General features: G+C 56.2%; 18 protein-coding genes and 1 tRNA gene. 18 read left to right on the forward strand and 1 reads right to left on the reverse strand.

Annotation, left to right across the window (positions count from 1 at the left end; translation table 11 throughout):
* Positions 1–85: 85 nt before the first annotated feature.
* The 18 genes from GHO03_RS01060 (at position 86) to hrpT (ending at position 14,709) form a co-directional block, all read left to right on the forward strand.
* On the forward strand, positions 86–1,810 hold the full coding sequence (locus GHO03_RS01060; RefSeq protein ID WP_095023088.1) for a tetratricopeptide repeat protein: 1,725 nt from the start codon (positions 86–88) through the stop codon (positions 1,808–1,810).
* Positions 1,811–1,813: 3 nt separating this feature from the next.
* Positions 1,814–2,440, forward strand: a complete 627-nt coding sequence (lolB, locus tag GHO03_RS01065) for a lipoprotein insertase outer membrane protein LolB (RefSeq protein WP_153398876.1) — start codon at positions 1,814–1,816, stop codon at positions 2,438–2,440.
* Position 2,441: 1 nt separating this feature from the next.
* Entirely contained in the window at positions 2,442–3,302 is an 861-nt protein-coding gene (gene ispE / locus GHO03_RS01070) for a 4-(cytidine 5'-diphospho)-2-C-methyl-D-erythritol kinase (protein WP_370688637.1), read from the forward strand.
* 37 nt (positions 3,303–3,339) lie between these two features.
* A tRNA-Gln gene (locus GHO03_RS01075) sits at positions 3,340–3,414 on the forward strand.
* 45 nt (positions 3,415–3,459) lie between these two features.
* A complete protein-coding gene (locus tag GHO03_RS01080; protein WP_019825119.1) occupies positions 3,460–4,401 on the forward strand; it encodes a ribose-phosphate pyrophosphokinase in 942 nt (313 codons plus the stop codon).
* A 139-nt stretch (positions 4,402–4,540) separates the two neighbouring features.
* Complete coding sequence (locus GHO03_RS01085) at positions 4,541–5,128, forward strand: 50S ribosomal protein L25/general stress protein Ctc (protein ID WP_095003177.1); 588 nt, start codon at positions 4,541–4,543, stop codon at positions 5,126–5,128.
* Between the two features lie 166 nt (positions 5,129–5,294).
* The gene (pth, locus tag GHO03_RS01090) at positions 5,295–5,879 is read left to right on the forward strand and encodes an aminoacyl-tRNA hydrolase (RefSeq protein WP_016781749.1); all 585 of its coding nucleotides are present in this window, start codon (positions 5,295–5,297) and stop codon (positions 5,877–5,879) included.
* Between the two features lie 23 nt (positions 5,880–5,902).
* Positions 5,903–7,003, forward strand: coding sequence for a redox-regulated ATPase YchF (gene ychF, locus GHO03_RS01095; RefSeq protein WP_086798695.1), 1,101 nt, complete (start codon positions 5,903–5,905; stop codon positions 7,001–7,003).
* Positions 7,004–7,127: 124 nt separating this feature from the next.
* Complete coding sequence (locus GHO03_RS01100) at positions 7,128–8,192, forward strand: aromatic acid exporter family protein (RefSeq protein WP_095003178.1); 1,065 nt, start codon at positions 7,128–7,130, stop codon at positions 8,190–8,192.
* A 250-nt stretch (positions 8,193–8,442) separates the two neighbouring features.
* A complete protein-coding gene (locus GHO03_RS01105; RefSeq protein WP_153398879.1) occupies positions 8,443–9,360 on the forward strand; it encodes a sigma 54-interacting transcriptional regulator in 918 nt (305 codons plus the stop codon).
* A 296-nt stretch (positions 9,361–9,656) separates the two neighbouring features.
* Positions 9,657–9,884 carry a hypothetical protein gene (locus tag GHO03_RS01110; RefSeq protein WP_095019655.1) on the forward strand — a complete coding sequence of 76 codons (228 nt, stop codon included), beginning with the start codon at positions 9,657–9,659 and terminating at the stop codon, positions 9,882–9,884.
* A 97-nt stretch (positions 9,885–9,981) separates the two neighbouring features.
* The gene (locus GHO03_RS01115; protein WP_095003181.1) at positions 9,982–10,350 is read left to right on the forward strand and encodes an EscI/YscI/HrpB family type III secretion system inner rod protein; all 369 of its coding nucleotides are present in this window, start codon (positions 9,982–9,984) and stop codon (positions 10,348–10,350) included.
* Positions 10,351–10,358: 8 nt separating this feature from the next.
* Positions 10,359–11,114 carry a type III secretion system inner membrane ring lipoprotein SctJ gene (gene sctJ, locus GHO03_RS01120; protein WP_095019656.1) on the forward strand — a complete coding sequence of 252 codons (756 nt, stop codon included), beginning with the start codon at positions 10,359–10,361 and terminating at the stop codon, positions 11,112–11,114.
* A complete protein-coding gene (locus GHO03_RS01125) occupies positions 11,111–11,656 on the forward strand; it encodes a type III secretion protein (protein WP_095021243.1) in 546 nt (181 codons plus the stop codon). The genes sctJ and GHO03_RS01125 overlap by 4 nt, the downstream gene beginning before the upstream one ends.
* Positions 11,634–12,248, forward strand: coding sequence for a type III secretion system stator protein SctL (sctL, locus tag GHO03_RS01130; protein ID WP_095021224.1), 615 nt, complete (start codon positions 11,634–11,636; stop codon positions 12,246–12,248). The genes GHO03_RS01125 and sctL overlap by 23 nt, the downstream gene beginning before the upstream one ends.
* Before the next feature lie 21 nt (positions 12,249–12,269).
* The gene (locus tag GHO03_RS01135) at positions 12,270–12,488 is read left to right on the forward strand and encodes a type III secretion protein HrpF (RefSeq protein ID WP_095019658.1); all 219 of its coding nucleotides are present in this window, start codon (positions 12,270–12,272) and stop codon (positions 12,486–12,488) included.
* A gap of 68 nt (positions 12,489–12,556) precedes the next feature.
* Complete coding sequence (sctC, locus tag GHO03_RS01140) at positions 12,557–14,509, forward strand: type III secretion system outer membrane ring subunit SctC (RefSeq protein ID WP_256668335.1); 1,953 nt, start codon at positions 12,557–12,559, stop codon at positions 14,507–14,509.
* Positions 14,506–14,709 carry an HrpT family type III secretion system protein gene (gene hrpT, locus GHO03_RS01145; protein WP_095031450.1) on the forward strand — a complete coding sequence of 68 codons (204 nt, stop codon included), beginning with the start codon at positions 14,506–14,508 and terminating at the stop codon, positions 14,707–14,709. The genes sctC and hrpT overlap by 4 nt, the downstream gene beginning before the upstream one ends.
* Before the next feature lie 132 nt (positions 14,710–14,841).
* Here hrpT and GHO03_RS25460 read toward each other — a convergent pair whose 3' ends face one another.
* A complete protein-coding gene (locus tag GHO03_RS25460) occupies positions 14,842–15,822 on the reverse strand; it encodes an AvrE-family type 3 secretion system effector (protein ID WP_338661110.1) in 981 nt (326 codons plus the stop codon).
* Positions 15,823–15,870: the final 48 nt, after the last annotated feature.

Raw genomic sequence — 15,870 nt, forward strand, 5'->3', positions numbered from 1 at the left:
GGATATCGATAGTCGCACCTGTTATGGTTTGCACCATTGCATGTGTCATGATGCCCAGACCGCAGGTAAGTCGCCCATCTCTTATATGAATAGATCCTCCGCGTTGCTCCTCGCTCTCGTCCTTCTCAGTGGCTGCCAGGCTCTGGCCCCCACGTCCCCGGATGACTCATCCGCGGCAGAAGACGTTTCCTCCACCCCGGAAAAACCCACGGTCTACAGTTCGTTCAGCGAAGACACGCTGTACAGCCTGTTGAGCGCCGAGCTGGCCGGCCAGCGCAATCGTCTGGATATCGCCCTCGATAACTACGTGACGCAAGCGATCAACACGCAGGATCCGGGAGTTTCCGAACGCGCTTTCCGTATCGCCGAGTATCTGGGCGCCGACCAGGCCGCACTGGATACCTCGCTAATCTGGGTGAAAAACGCCCCGGACGATATCGAGGCGCAACGTGCTGCAGCCATTCAGCTGGCGCGCAACGGCCGTTATGACGAATCCCTGGTCTACATGGAAAAAGTCCTGCAGGCCAAGGGTGATACTCACTTCGATTTCCTGGCCCTGGCGGCCATAGAAACCGATGCGGATACCCGGGCAGGTCTGCAAAAAAGTTTTGACAGCCTGCTGGCCAAGCACCCGGACAACGGTCAGCTGATTTTCGGCAAGGCCTTGTTGATGCAACAGGACGGTGATGCCGAAGGCGCGCTGAAGCTACTGGAAAAGAACCCGCCGCAAAACGGCGAAGTCGCCCCGATTCTGTTGCGCGCCCGTTTGTTGCAAAGCCTCAACCGCGGTGATGAAGCGTTGCCCCTGCTGAAAAAAAGCGTCAGCCAGTACCCCGATGACAAGCGCCTGGGCCTGACCTATGCGCGCACCCTGGTCGAGCAGAACCGCATGGCCGAGGCAAAAGTGCAGTTTGCCAGCCTGGTGGAGCAATACCCCGAAGACGATGAGCTGCGATTCTCGCTGGCACTGGTTTGCCTGGAAGGCAAATCCTGGGACGAAGCCGAAGGCTATCTGCAAGAGCTGATCGAGCGCGACAGCCATGTCGACTCGGCGCATCTGAACCTGGGCCGCATCGCCGAAGAACGCAATGATCCCGAGGGCGCACTGGTTGAGTACGCATTGGTAGGTCCCGGCAGCGAATACCTGCCCGCACAACTGCGCCAGGCGGACATCCTGATCAGCCATGGTCGCGGCGCCGAAGCCTCGAAAAAACTGGCCTCGGCCCGTGGTGCACAGCCCGACTACGCCATCCAGCTGTACTTGATAGAAGCCGAAACCCTGGCGGCGAACAACCAGACCGATCGCGCCTGGAACACGCTGCAACAAGCACTCAAGCAATACCCGGACGATCTCAACCTGCTGTATTCACGCGCCATGCTGGCCGAGAAACGTAACGATCTTGATCAGATGGAGCGGGATTTACGCGCCATCATCAAGCGTGAACCTGACAACGCCATGGCATTGAACGCCCTGGGCTATACGCTTTCGGATCGAACCACTCGCTACACGGAAGCCAAGGCGCTGATCCAGCAAGCCTACGATCTGAACCCGGACGACCCTGCTGTGCTCGACAGCCTGGGCTGGGTGAATTATCGCCTTGGCAATCTGGATGAGGCCGAACGCTTGCTGCGCCAGGCACTGGAGCGTTTTCCTGATCAGGAAGTAGCCGCTCATCTGGGCGAAGTGCTGTGGGCCAATGGCAAGCAGCGTGAAGCCAAAACAATCTGGGGCACTTTTCTTAAAGAAAATCCTGACAGCCCTATTCTGCGCAAAACCATTTTGCGCCTGACCGGATCAGAGACTCTTTAACTCATGTTTTATCGTCACTTGCGCCATCTCGTGGTTTTCAGCCTGATTGCCGTGCTCGCCGGTTGCGCGGGCTTCGGCGCCCGCGAATCCGTAGAAGGCCACGGCAGCCCTGCCCTGTGGTCAACCCACAAACAGCAATTGACCCGGCTCGACGGCTGGCAAATCAGCGGCAAAGTCGGCATTCGCGCCCCTAAAGAATCGGGCAGCGCCACGCTGTTCTGGCTGCAGCGCCAGGACTATTACGACATACGCCTTTCCGGTCCGCTGGGCCGCGGAGCCGCTCGCCTGACCGGGCGCCCGGGCAACGTGCTTCTGGAAGTGGCCAATCAGGGCCGCTATGAAGCACCGACCCCTGAAGCGCTTTTGGGCGAACAATTGGGCTGGAGCCTGCCAGTGTCACATCTGGTCTGGTGGGTACGCGGCTTGCCTGCGCCCGGCAGCAAAAGCCGGGTAACATTGAATGCTGACAGCCGCCTGGCCAACCTGGAACAGGACGGCTGGAAAATCGAATATTTGAGCTATGTCGAGCAAAACGGCTTCTGGCTGCCTGAGCGGGTCAAGCTGCACGGCCCGGATCTGGATGTCACGCTCGTGGTTAAAGATTGGCAACCTCGCTTGTTGGGTCAATAAGATGCAAGACCGTCTGAATCGAAACACTCTGGTTTTGCCCTCCCCGGCAAAGCTTAATCTGATGCTGCACATTCTCGGTCGTCGCGAAGATGGCTATCACGAACTGCAAACGCTGTTTCAATTTCTCGACTACGGCGATGAAATGACCTTTGCCGTGCGTGACGACGGAATCATTTGCCTGCACACCGAATTCCCCGGTGTTGCTCATGACGACAATTTGATCGTCAAGGCCGCAAAAAAGCTTCAGGCACAATCCGCTTGCCCGCTGGGGATCGATATCTGGATCAAAAAAGTGTTGCCCATGGGCGGCGGCATCGGTGGCGGCAGTTCCAATGCCGCCACAACACTGCTCGCGCTCAACCATCTTTGGCAACTGGCCTGGGATGAAGACCGGCTGGCAGCGCTGGGCCTGACTCTTGGGGCCGACGTCCCGGTTTTCGTTCGTGGCCACGCCGCATTTGCTGAAGGTGTCGGCGAAATTCTTACGCCTGCCGAGCCAGAAGAACCCTGGTATCTGGTGCTTGTCCCGCAAGTATCTGTAAGTACTGCAGAAATATTTTCAGATCCGTTGTTGACACGTGACTCTTTGCCCATTAAAGTGCGCCCCGTTCCCAAGGGAAACAGCCGAAACGACTGCGAAGCAGTAGTGAAGGAGCGTTATCCAGAAGTACGTAACGCTTTGAATTTGTTAGGTAAATATACCGAAGCAAAATTAACTGGAACTGGAAGTTGTATATTTGGGGCCTTCCCAAACGAAGCAGATGCTGATAAAGTGCTGCACCTTCTTACAGAGACCCTTACAGGGTTTGTAGCAAAAGGAAGCAACGTTTCGATGTTGCATCGCAAGCTGCAAAATTTGTAAAAGAAAACGGGTACACGGTACTCGTAGCAACAGATACAGGGGCGTCGCCAAGCGGTAAGGCAGCAGGTTTTGATCCTGCCATGCGTTGGTTCGAATCCAGCCGCCCCTGCCATTTCTTATACTCATCCAGGTTACCCTCAGCCTTCAGGTACTGCGCGTGTCCAAGATGATGGTCTTTACGGGGAACGCTAACCCCGATCTGGCTCGGCGTGTCGTACGTCAGCTGCATATCCCACTCGGTGACATCTCTGTCGGCAAGTTTTCCGACGGCGAAATTACCGCTGAGATTAATGAAAATGTCCGCGGTAAAGACGTTTTCATCATTCAGCCGACTTGTGCTCCGACCAACGATAACCTGATGGAACTCGTCGTGATGGCTGATGCCTTCCGCCGCTCCTCAGCGACTCGTATTACTGCTGTTATTCCTTACTTTGGTTATGCCCGTCAGGATCGCCGTCCGCGTTCCGCACGTGTGGCTATCAGCGCAAAAGTTGTTGCTGACATGCTTACCGTAGTCGGCATCGATCGTGTTCTCACGGTTGATTTGCATGCTGACCAAATCCAGGGTTTCTTCGATATTCCTGTAGATAACATCTATGGCTCCCCAGTTTTGGTGGATGACATCGAAGATCAGCGCTTTGAGAACCTTATGATTGTGTCCCCGGATATCGGCGGCGTCGTGCGTGCACGTGCTGTTGCCAAATCCCTGGGCGTCGATCTGGGTATCATCGACAAACGCCGTGAGAAAGCCAATCACTCTGAAGTGATGCATATCATCGGTGATGTCGAAGGGCGTACCTGTATTCTGGTTGATGACATGGTCGATACCGCCGGCACGTTGTGCCACGCGGCTAAAGCCTTGAAAGAGCATGGTGCTTCCAAAGTGTTCGCCTACTGCACACACCCTGTGCTGTCGGGTCGGGCAATCGAGAATATCGAAAATTCCATGCTGGATGAGCTGGTGGTGACTAACACCATCCCGCTGTCCGCTGCCGCACAAGCCTGTTCGCGTATCCGCCAACTGGATATCGCACCGGTTGTGGCTGAAGCGGTTCGCCGCATCAGCAACGAAGAATCGATCAGCGCGATGTTCCGATAAGGGCCCTGCCCTTTCAGGACTTCTGCTGACGAAAAGCGCCCCGCCCCAGCAATCCGTTGGGGCGGGGCTTTTTTGCCCATACCGTCCATGGCGCTGGTCGCAAACGCCAGGGCGGATGTGGTTATTTTGGAGATACAACATGAACGATTTTACTCTGAATGCTGAAGTGCGTTCCGACCTGGGGAAAGGTGCGAGCCGCCGCCTGCGTCGTCTCGCAAGCCTGGTTCCAGCTGTAGTTTACGGTGGCGAAAAAGCCCCTGAATCCATCAGCATGCTGGCTAAAGAAGTTGCCAAACTGCTCGAAAACGAAGCTGCTTACAGCCACGTTATCGAACTGACCGTTGGCGGCGTTAAGCAAAACGTGATCATCAAAGCTCTGCAACGTCACCCGGCTAAAGGCCACGTGATGCACGCTGACTTCGTACGCGTTGTTGCTGGTCAAAAACTGACTGCAATCGTACCGGTTCACTTCGTTGGTGAAGCGGCTCCGATCAAGAAAGGCGGCGAGATCTCCCACGTTGTTGCGGAAATCGAAGTTTCCTGCCTGCCAAAAGACCTGCCTGAATTCATCGAAGTTGACCTGGCTAACGCTGAAGTCGGCTCGATCATTCACCTGTCGGACATCACCGCTCCTAAAGGCGTTGAGTTCGTAGCTCTGGCACACGGTAACGACCTGGCAGTAGCCAACGTTCACGCTCCACGTGTTGCACCAGAAGCAGCAGAGTAATTCATTACTCTGTCGTTGGAGTCTTGAGAAACATCGCGAGCTAACACGCAGCGAGTAAAGCGGACAAGATCGCGAAGTTTACTCACGTAAACCCGCTTTCTTGTCCGTTTTCGCCGCTAACCGTTAGCGGCGATGTTATCCACAACTCCATAGAAGGGCCCTTGTCGTGACCGCCATAAAACTGATCGTTGGCCTGGGAAATCCAGGCACCGAATACGAACAGACCCGGCATAACGCAGGGGCCCTTTTTGTTGAGCGTCTCGCGGCAGCCAATGGGGTAAACCTCGTTGCAGACCGCAAATATTTTGGCCTGACCGGGCGCTTCAGCCACCAGGGTCAGGATGTTCGTCTGTTGATTCCCACCACCTATATGAACCGAAGCGGCCAGGCCGTTGCGGCGCTTGCCGGTTTCTACCGCATTGCGCCGGAATCCATATTGGTGGCCCACGACGAACTCGATCTCCCGCCAGGCGTTGCCAAGCTCAAGCTGGGCGGCGGCCACGGAGGTCACAACGGATTGCGCGACATCATCGCGCAACTGGGGAACAACAAAGATTTCTACCGTCTGCGGCTTGGCATTGGCCACCCGGGCGTCGCCAGCATGGTGTCCAACTTTGTCCTCGGTCGTGCGCCACGCGCCGAACAGGAAAAACTGGATGCCAGCATCGATTTTGCCCTCGGCGTGCTGCCGGATATCCTCGCCGGGGAATGGAACCGTGCGATGAAAAACCTGCACAGCCAGAAGGCCTGACTCTTTTTCCGAGGGGAAACACCATGGGATTCAACTGCGGCATCGTCGGCCTGCCTAACGTCGGCAAGTCCACCCTGTTCAACGCCCTTACCAAGTCCGGTATCGCGGCCGAGAACTTCCCCTTCTGCACGATCGAGCCGAACACCGGTATCGTGCCGATGCCCGACCCACGCCTGGACGCGCTGGCTGCCATCGTCAAGCCACAGCGTATCCTGCCGACCACCATGGAGTTCGTTGATATCGCGGGCCTGGTGGCTGGCGCATCGAAAGGTGAAGGCCTGGGTAACAAGTTCCTGGCCAACATCCGTGAGACCGATGCCATCGCTCACGTGGTCCGCTGCTTTGAAGACGAAAACGTTATTCACGTTTCCAACAGCGTTGACCCGAAACGCGACATCGAAATCATCGACCTTGAGCTAATCTTCGCCGACCTCGACAGCTGCGAAAAGCAACTGCAGAAAGTCGCGCGCAATGCCAAAGGCGGTGACAAGGAAGCCGTAGCCCAAAAAGCCCTGCTGGAACAGCTGATCGCCCACTTCACCCTGGGCAAGCCGGCACGCAGCCTGATCAAGAACATGGACGCAGATGAGAAAGCCATCATCAAAGGCTTCCACCTGCTGACCACCAAGCCGGTGATGTACATCGCCAACGTGGCTGAAGACGGTTTTGAGAACAACCCGTTGCTGGACGTTGTGCTGGCTATCGCTGAAGAAGAAGGCGCGATCGTTGTTCCGGTCTGCAACAAGATCGAAGCAGAAATCGCCGAGCTGGATGACGGCGAAGAGAAAGACATGTTCCTGGAGGCCCTGGGCCTTGAAGAGCCTGGTCTTAACCGTGTGATTCGCGCCGGTTACGAAATGCTGGACCTGCAAACCTACTTCACCGCCGGCGTGCAGGAAGTTCGCGCCTGGACAGTAAAAGTAGGTGCGACCGCCCCTCAAGCAGCCGGTGTGATCCACACCGACTTCGAAAAAGGCTTTATCCGCGCTGAAGTTATCGCCTACGACGATTTCATCAAGTTCAACGGGGAAGCGGGCGCGAAAGAAGCCGGTAAGTGGCGTCTGGAAGGCAAGGAATACATCGTTAAAGACGGTGACGTCCTGCACTTCCGTTTCAACGTGTAATACAGCACACGTATAAAAAACCGCGCCCAGGCGCGGTTTTTTTTGGCCTGGCGTTTGTGGCGCACTCCGGGGCGCAACAACGGTCTATGGTTAACGCCATCTCACCTCATGATCGGGAGCCTCAATGATTCCCCGCGCCAAATTCCTCAGCCGCTATACCGACCCCATAGTCGAAAAAATCAAGGCCCGCTGGTCCCTGGGCTGGCGAGACGCCCTGGCCTCAGCCATTGCCGCCGCACTGGCGTGGATTATCGCCCGGCATTTTTTCGGTCACATACACCCCGTGTTTGCCGCAATCAGTGCCGTGGTGTGCCTGGCTCCAGGCCTGCCCAGTCATGGCAAGCAAGCGGTGGGCCTGATGGTGGGTGTCGCCACCGGGATCATCGTAGGCGAAGCCGCCTTGTGGTTGCCGGATGCTTACCCGTTGGTGCGTATTGGCTTTGCTACCTTCTCTGCCATCGCCATCGCGGCACTCTATGGCCTGGGGGCCGTGGTGCCCATCCAGGCCGGTGTATCGGCGGTGCTGATGCTGGCCGTAGGCCCGGAAAGTGCTGGCGTGGTACGGATGCTTGATGTGGTCGTGGGCTCATGCGTCGGGCTGGTTTTCAGCCAGATACTGCTGACCCCCAACCCGATCGGCATTATCGACAGCTCCGCCAAGGAGTTGCTCGAAAAGCTGGCGTCGGGATTCGGTAAAAGCCTGCAAGCTCTCGAAGGACAAGATGCGGCCAAGGCTCAAAATGCCGTGCAGATATTTTCCAGGGCCCACGACAGCCTTATTGCCCTGGAGAACGGCATCAGCATGGCCCGCAATACCGCCCGCTGGACCTTGCGCGGGCGCTTTGTATCACGGGAAGTCAAAGACATTGCCAGCCGTTACGAGCGCCACGCCGTGCGTTTATACGCCAGCTCCCTGTTGTTTGCAGAAGCCTTTGCCGATGCCTTGCGCAAGGAACAGGGCCCGGCACCGTCCTCCCTCCACGAACGGCTGGCAAACGTTGCTTCAGGGTGCGCCTCGATCGCCAGCGACGATGAACACCCGGTACTCATCCCCGTAGCCGGCGATGAATCGGCCGATGTTGTGTCAGCACCATGGCAGCTGTGCATGCAGCACTTGAGCACCGTTGAAAGCGCCCTTCTGACCTTCGGATTTACGACTCAGGGCGATAGCAGAAAAAACCCTGAATAAAAATACGAATAAATACCCGTTTACCCTTACCTCCACGAAGTTCGATCCATGGAGGTAAGGCACGCTATCCCTACGCCAATAAATACTAATCCTTACCGTGTCTATGTGTTTTAGCTCTCGACAGGCGGCCAGTTCAGGCCTTGGTTTAAACCGTCAACACCTTCAAACTATAAAATAAAAAGCGTTGTTTATACCTGTTTAACATTGCGAATTTCCCCTACCAAAAAAACATGGCGCCGGAGTATATTCAATGGGATCCTTTCGCCCGGACAAAGAGCCTTCAAGCCTATATTTTTCCGATGACACACAACTTCACGCTACTGTCAGAAATGCGGCAGCACAAAATATCGACATAATGATTCATGGTGAAACAGGCACAGGCAAAGATACATTGGCCGAGCATCTGCATACCTTATCCGGGCGCCGTGGTCGTTATATTGCACTCAATTGCGCGGCCATCCCCGAGAGTCTGGCGGAAAGCCAGTTGTTTGGTGTCACCCAAGGCGCATTCACCGGCGCCCTGCAATCACGTGCAGGATTTATAGAAGCTTCAGATAAAGGCACTCTGTACCTGGATGAAATAGACAGCATGCCGCTGGCTTTGCAGGCCAAATTATTGCGCGTTCTGGAAACCCGTGGTGTTGAGCGATTGGGCTCGACAACATTCATCCCTGTGGACATGCGTGTGATTGCCTCGGCCCAAACCTCCCTTGCGAAGTTGGTGGCACAAGGTCATTTCAGGTGCGACCTGTACTATCGCCTGAATGTCGTGAACCTGCACTTGCCGCCTTTGCGAGAACGACGCGAATACATTACCCCCTTGTTTATGGAGTTTATTCAGCGTGAGGCCCGGCATTTCAACTCATCCATACCAGTACCGAACACTGCGCTGCTACAACAGATCATCTGTCATGACTGGCCGGGCAATGTCAGGGAGTTACGCTCCGCAGCAAAGCGCTTTGTGCTCGGGCTACCCCCGCTGGATACCTCTTCCTGTGAACATGAATCCACAATTCTAAATTTAAAAATGCGCCTGCAACAAATAGAAAAGCAGTTGATCGCAGATTGTTTGCGACGCCACTTTAATTGTATCGATTCTGTGGTAATCGAACTTGGGATTGCCAAGCGCACGCTGTACCACCGAATGAAACAATTAGACATTTACTGAGTAGTTCCCACTGGAACTGCCCACATGGATATCGACACTTAAATAGCGAACAGACGTTCTGTTGCACTCCCAATACCGAACCACAGAGGCACATACATGTTCCCTTTACTTTCACTTGTAATGCCCTTTGCGAGCCAGGTCCTCAACGCGCTTGGCGGATTTGGAAACACAAGAATGCCCCCTGCAAACCCGGCAAATACTCACACCAAAAATATCGATCACTCTCAAACGAACATATATATAAATAATAAAATTTCGTTCTGACCTTCCTGTAAAAAACCAAGAGGATACAGACCATGATTGGAGCAATAATTGGATTGATTGCAGGAATGTCGCGCGCTGCTGGCGACGACCCCCTCCAAGCGCAAAAGAATTTTGCGCGCGAACAAGAATGGAAAGCCGCCGCGGCCGCCATGCACAAAACGGGAGTTGACACGAGAAACGGCATAGCCGCCGGAGTAATGGACTCAAGTAGCAAGTCAATGAATGCAATCTTTGCAGGTGCCAAGGCCATCTCGTACTGATTTTATTCATACCGCCCCATCTCGAATGGGGCATCCGGCCAATCGGGGCGTGCAGCCACACAAGCATGCAACTACAACTCACAGCTTGAGGTTTCAAATGAAAACCCACTTTCCTTCGAAGCTCCCCCAGGCCGTCTTGAGTGCCTCTGAACTACCCTCGAACACCCCCGAACTGGCCGATATCCATTGGTTCAACGCCTCTTTGCTTGCCACGGCAACTAAAGCAACCAATACCGAGATATCCGATAAATTGACCAGCCACCCACTCAAACAGCGCTCTGCACTTTTAGCGGGTCTGTCGAGTACCGCCGCAAGGGCCCTGCAAAAAGCCAGTACCAGCACCGACCCCCTCGACATGCTCAAATCCACCCGGGCCCTGTCGGCGCTCCACCTTGAGACCGTGCTGAGCGCCAAGATGATCAGCAAGACGTCACAAGCCATCGAAAAACTCACCAATCTGTCTTAGGTAACCGCATGGCAGCGCGCCTGATCAAGAGCGTGTGTTTCCTGCTCGTGCTGGCCGTCACCGGTTGTGGTGAAAGCGTGGTGCTTCACAGCCAGCTCTCCGAACAGGAGGCCAATGCAGTCATTGCAGAACTGGCAGACAAACAGGTCCACGCTCAAAAAGTCCCCGATAAAAATGGCATTTCCATTCGTGTCAGAACAGAAGCTATCAGCCGGGCGATTAACTCGCTGTCGGCGGCTGGCCTGCCCAGAACAAAGCGCTCCACACTGGGTGATATTTTTCGCAAGGAAGGTGTCATTTCTACGCCACTTGAGGAGCGCGCCCGTTACATCTATGCGCTGTCACAAGAGCTTGAAGCCACACTGTCGAGCATTGACGGGGTGATAGTCGCGCGCGTGCATGTGGTACTGCCCGAGCGTGTGGCGCCAGGTGAGGCCGTGCAGCCCGCATCCGCTTCGGTGTTTATCAAACACGATGCCAGACTGGACCCCGACGGCATCCAGTCGCGGGTACGGCGGATGGTTGCCAGCAGCATTCCGGGCATGGCAATGGCAATCGACAACCCGCACAAAATAACCACGGTTTTTGTTCTTGCCGCCGCGTTTCAGGACAACCAGCAACTGCTGTTCTTCGGACCTTTTCTGGTGCCGCAGCAAGACCTGGGGTTCTGGAAAAGCCTGTTCGCTGCACTGGTGACAGGGTGCCTGCTGGCAATCATTACGCCAGTTGTATGGTTAAAGCTGCGCAAAAAGGGCTCTGCATGAATGACATTGATGCCTGGGTACAGTGGTGGGCCTTGCCATGGCGCTACGCTCATCCGCACTGGCAGATCCTTGACGCATCGCCCGCCTTGCTGCGCAACCAGCATGCAGGCGCCAGCAAGAGCTTGGGTATCGCCCCCTGCCTGCCCTGTGCGCCCACAACCAGCCTGATGCAGCTGGCACTGGCGCAACCGGCGCACTATGACGCGTTGCTGCAAAGGGTCGAGCGTATCTGCCGCACTACACCTTCTGCTGCACGGGATGACACGCAGCGTTTGTGGTGCCAGCGCCTTGCCAGGGCTTTGCACACGCAGGACTGGCTCGAGCCCGCCGACGATCCCTTGCAACTGCTCAGAGCATGGCTCGAACCACCGGTCTGGCAGAGGTTGCGACTGCGCTTTGCCCCTGCACGGATCGAAACGCTGGAGCAAAAACCGGTGCCGGCCATTTCACCGGCCAAACTCCGAACGCTCTGGCAAACAGTGTTGTGGCACACACGACCCCGCGACGAGGGGCACAACCATGCTGACACGCCGCACGATTGAGCTGCAGCCAGGCGCAACCGGGCTGCCCCAGGTACTGATCAGCAGCCAGAACCTGATCGATTGCGGCCTGGCCAATGAGGTGCTGGCCCAGGCACGTGCCCAGGCAGACGAACTGCTGAGCAACGCTGAAAACGCTGCCGAAACGCTGCTGCAAAAGGCCCACAGCGAATTCTGGCAACAGGCCAATGCCCATCTGGCGCGTTGGCAACAGGAACATGGCGCCTTGTGCCAAGCGATTGAAACCAGCGCCTCGCAAGTGGTCAATCAGGCTCTGGAGCGATTGCTCGGTGAGGTGCCGCCACAGATGCGAATCAATGCCTTGCTGGCGCAACTGCTGCCAGCCCAATGCCCGCCATTGAATGCAACCCTGCGCTGCCACCCGCAGATGCTTGCACCTGTACGGCAGTGGCTAAGCACCCGCCCGGATACCGCATGGCAACTGCAAGCAGATGAACGCCTCGACCCCTTCGCTCTGGTGCTGGTCACTGCGCAACACGACCTGCGCATTGACTGGGCCACAACGCTCAAGGCGCTGCTGATCCCCATGACCACTGATGGAACTGATCCGGCAGGAGCTACCACTGAGTGGTGAGTATTGACTGATGGAGGTTCTATGGCTTCGTTCGAAAGCATTCAGCGTCGCATTGACACCCGCTTTATCCAGGCCCAAAAAAAACTGGAGGAGATCGCCCTGAACAATCAAGCAAGCCCCGAAGACATGCAGCGCTTCCTCGACGCTTCACAAAAAATGGCCATTGCCAGTTTCTCGATCAACGAGCAAACCCGATTCAAGCACAGCCTGACCAAAAGCATTATTGATGCCGTGCAGTGATGCTCAGGTTCAAGCACTCCTTGCAACGGACCCTGTTGCCAGCTCTTTTTTTGCTAGCCAACGGGGCGATGGCCGCCGTTCCACAGGAGTGGCAAAAAACGCCTTATGCCCATGAAGCCAATAACCTGTCAGTGCCTGATTTTCTAGGGGCCTTTGCCCATACCGTGGGCCTGCAACTACAGATTGATGGCGCGCTTCAAGGCGTCGTAAACGGCAAGCTACGCGCCGACACGCTCACCGGTTTAATGGAGCGGCTTGCACTGGAACACCGTTTCCAGTGGTTTGTGCATAACAACACGCTCTACATCAGTTCGCTTGACCAGCAGACCACGAGCCGCCTTGAAGTTGCGGACGATACCATTGCCGATCTGAAGCAGGCCCTGACCCGGATAGGCCTGCTGGATGAGCGTTTCGGCTGGGGCGAGTTGCCGGATATCGGCGTGGTACTGGTGTCCGGGCCTAAACGCTATATCGAGCAGATCAGGCAGTTCAGTCGCAAACGGGCAGAACCCGCCAATAAACAGGATGTGCTGAGTTTCACACTGCAGTTCGCCAATGCGGCAGACCGGCAGATCGATTATCGGGGCGAAAAACTGAGTGTGCCCGGTATCGCCAGCTTGTTGCGCGGGTTGCTCGATACCAAGTCATCGAGCCCGTTCGCTGCTCCCTCCCCCGGCCCCTCGCCAGTATCCGGCACGGCCTCCCCCATGCCTTATTCAAGCAATCCACCACTGCCCGCGCTCACCGCCGATTTGAAATCATCAGGCCTGAACGCCATCCGCGTGGAGGCCGATGTACGTAACAACAGCGTGTTGATCTACGACGCCAGCGAACGCGGGACGCTCTATCAGGCACTGATCGCCAAGCTCGATGTCCCGCGCAAACTCGTGGAAATAGACGCCGTGATTCTCGATATCAACCGCACCCAACTCAACGAACTGGGGACGAAATGGGGCTTTCAGAGCGGCCGTTTCGGGATGGCTACTGGGTTGTCTGGCACTTCCCCGACAACCGTGTCCATGATCCAGGCTGACCGTTTTGCAGCCGAGATCAAGGCGCTTGAAGCCCGCGGGCTGGCAACGGTGGTATCCAACCCCTCGATCATGACCCTGGAAAACCAGCCCGCTGTTATCGATTTCAATCGCACGCAATATATCCAGGCCGTCGGTGAGGGCGTGGCCAACATCATGCCGGTCACCACCGGCACCAGTTTCCAGGTCATACCCCGGGTAATCGAAGCCAGTGGCGCCAATCAGATTCACCTGATCATCGATATCGAAGACGGCACCTTTGCCGACAACACAGGGCAGCATTCCACACCGGATGTTCGCAAAGGCAACATCAGTACCCAGGCAGTGATCCACGAAAAACAATCCCTGGTCATCGGCGGTTTTCATGTCGCTGAAGAGGTCGACAGCCGCAATCAAGTCCCTGTATTGGGAAATATCCCATGGCTGGGCAAGCTGCTGTTTTCGTCCACGCAGAACACTAAAAATCGCCGTGAGCGACTGTTTATCCTGACACCCCGCCTGATTGGCGACCAGACCAACCCTGCCCGCTACCTGCCACAATCGGATCAGGCGCAACTGGAGGCAGCGCTGACCCCATTGAGACGGCGTGATGCGAAGCAGCCAGTGATTCAGCGCTCCGACATTACCCGGGTGTTCCGCCAACTGGTCACGGGCCACGTGCCTGGCCGGTTCACAGCGATGCCGATGCCGCCCCGGACGGGCAGCCTGTGCAAAGCGTTCACGTCTCTGAAGGTCGATACCGAGCGTCATCAGTGGTACGAAAGTGAGGACTACAACGTGGCCGTACTGGTATTGCACAACCAGAGCCAGAGCCGGGTGCGCGTCGATGAACGTGATTGCAGCACTGCCGGCACCCTGGCGGTGAGTATCTGGCCGACTCCGTGGCTGGCGCCCGGCGAACGTGCGGAGGTGTTTATCGCGACACGAGCACCCGACCCCGACGAACAATCAAGCGTGTCTCGGCCATCATTGCTGGAGGCCACGCCATGACTCGGCTGATCGCAGTTGCCATGGCGGCGGCCCTGGCTGGACTGTTGCAAGGCTGCACCTCGGATTGCCGTGCAGACCTGTGCGCGCGCCCGGCCTCCAGCGCCAGGACGCTGGTGATCTGGTGGCCACCACACATGCGTACAGAAACAGGCTCGTATGCTGAACGTTCAGACCATCACGTTGTGCCTCTGGAACCCTAGATCAACCGTGCAACGACCCATTGCCCCGGTGATCTGAAGACATTCAAACCCACGCATCCAATCCTGCGCAGAGTCTTAGCCCCCACCCCCATGTACCGGCCTGTCTGATTATCAGCCAGGCCGGTATTGTCGTTACATCAAAGGGCTGCGGCCATGCCGGATCTTTTGGTCAAGCTGCTCGGGATTCAGCTCCCGAATACGAGCCGAGGGCAACGTATCCTTGAACTCAACGCGCAAGGGAGTGTTCTGATCCATACCGTATTTCAACTCAATGTTGAGGAGTTTGCAGGAATTGCTCAAGGCTGCCCTGCTGGAGTAGGCCACAAGAGGAATGGGGGTCTTCATAGCGTCGGTTCTAGTTGCCGTATAGCTTACAGCCAAGGTTTTAATCCGCAGGTTGTCCGGGTTTTCCAGGGCCTTTTGCACATCATTTATGGCGTTAGGCCCATCCCCTATCTGATTGTCAATCATGCGCAGCACCTTCGGCTTGACCTCCAGCCTGATCACTACCGAGGTGCCCTGGCTGCTTTCCAGGTCGTTGATGATCCGCTCGAATTGTGGCTGCTGGGCAAACAGCCGGAGAATTGCCGCCTTGTTAGCAGGCGCAGCGTCATTCAGCCACTCATGGTCAGGGCCACCTTTTACCCCCACATAGGAAACCGTTCTTTCAACTGATTTGAGTGCTCGCCGACCTTGTGCGGCCAGCGCCTCCTGGTGAAGGCAGGTTTGCAGCTGTTCATTGAGGGCATGGTGCTCTTCAGAACGGGTAGCGGGTGACGGTAGCTGAATGAATAGACGATGCAGATGTTGCAGTTGCTCCACCAGTGGGCCCTGTGCTGCAAACGAGGTCAGGTGTTGCTTGAGTGGCGCAGAATGCCGGGACAAGGCATCGCGTAATCCATTGACTTGCGCCTGATCGATCACAGCAGGCTGCTTGAAGGTAAAACGCATGCTGCGGGCAACACTGCGATCAAACCCCAGGGTGAACGAAGAATCACTCGTGATATACGGCACCCACGTAGGTCCATCGGCACCGAGCTGAGTCCACAAGGCGCCATTGGCCGGCGCCATACCTAAAGAGGCACTGCCTCTGGCTAACCATTGGGTATTCACGCTTTGGGCCCGGGTTATTTCATCCTGCCCCAAGACGACAGCGCTGCG

This window comes from Pseudomonas sp. FSL R10-1339 (assembly GCF_009600545.1).
Lineage (GTDB): Bacteria > Pseudomonadota > Gammaproteobacteria > Pseudomonadales > Pseudomonadaceae > Aquipseudomonas > Aquipseudomonas bubulae.

What these genes read in the sequence shown, in the direction of transcription:
- GHO03_RS01135 (WP_095019658.1), top strand. Translation starts at nt 12,270, where the DNA reads ATGGCTTCGTTCGAAAGCATTCAGCGTCGCATTGACACCCGCTTTATC.
- hrpT (WP_095031450.1), top strand. Translation starts at nt 14,506, where the DNA reads ATGACTCGGCTGATCGCAGTTGCCATGGCGGCGGCCCTGGCTGGACTG.
- GHO03_RS01115 (WP_095003181.1), top strand. Translation starts at nt 9,982, where the DNA reads ATGAAAACCCACTTTCCTTCGAAGCTCCCCCAGGCCGTCTTGAGTGCC.
- GHO03_RS01085 (WP_095003177.1), top strand. Translation starts at nt 4,541, where the DNA reads ATGAACGATTTTACTCTGAATGCTGAAGTGCGTTCCGACCTGGGGAAA.
- GHO03_RS01125 (WP_095021243.1), top strand. Translation starts at nt 11,111, where the DNA reads ATGAATGACATTGATGCCTGGGTACAGTGGTGGGCCTTGCCATGGCGC.
- lolB (WP_153398876.1), top strand. Translation starts at nt 1,814, where the DNA reads ATGTTTTATCGTCACTTGCGCCATCTCGTGGTTTTCAGCCTGATTGCC.
- GHO03_RS01110 (WP_095019655.1), top strand. Translation starts at nt 9,657, where the DNA reads ATGATTGGAGCAATAATTGGATTGATTGCAGGAATGTCGCGCGCTGCT.
- ispE (WP_370688637.1), top strand. Translation starts at nt 2,442, where the DNA reads ATGCAAGACCGTCTGAATCGAAACACTCTGGTTTTGCCCTCCCCGGCA.
- sctL (WP_095021224.1), top strand. Translation starts at nt 11,634, where the DNA reads ATGCTGACACGCCGCACGATTGAGCTGCAGCCAGGCGCAACCGGGCTG.
- sctJ (WP_095019656.1), top strand. Translation starts at nt 10,359, where the DNA reads ATGGCAGCGCGCCTGATCAAGAGCGTGTGTTTCCTGCTCGTGCTGGCC.
- ychF (WP_086798695.1), top strand. Translation starts at nt 5,903, where the DNA reads ATGGGATTCAACTGCGGCATCGTCGGCCTGCCTAACGTCGGCAAGTCC.
- sctC (WP_256668335.1), top strand. Translation starts at nt 12,557, where the DNA reads ATGGCCGCCGTTCCACAGGAGTGGCAAAAAACGCCTTATGCCCATGAA.
- GHO03_RS01100 (WP_095003178.1), top strand. Translation starts at nt 7,128, where the DNA reads ATGATTCCCCGCGCCAAATTCCTCAGCCGCTATACCGACCCCATAGTC.
- GHO03_RS01105 (WP_153398879.1), top strand. Translation starts at nt 8,443, where the DNA reads ATGGGATCCTTTCGCCCGGACAAAGAGCCTTCAAGCCTATATTTTTCC.
- GHO03_RS01060 (WP_095023088.1), top strand. Translation starts at nt 86, where the DNA reads ATGAATAGATCCTCCGCGTTGCTCCTCGCTCTCGTCCTTCTCAGTGGC.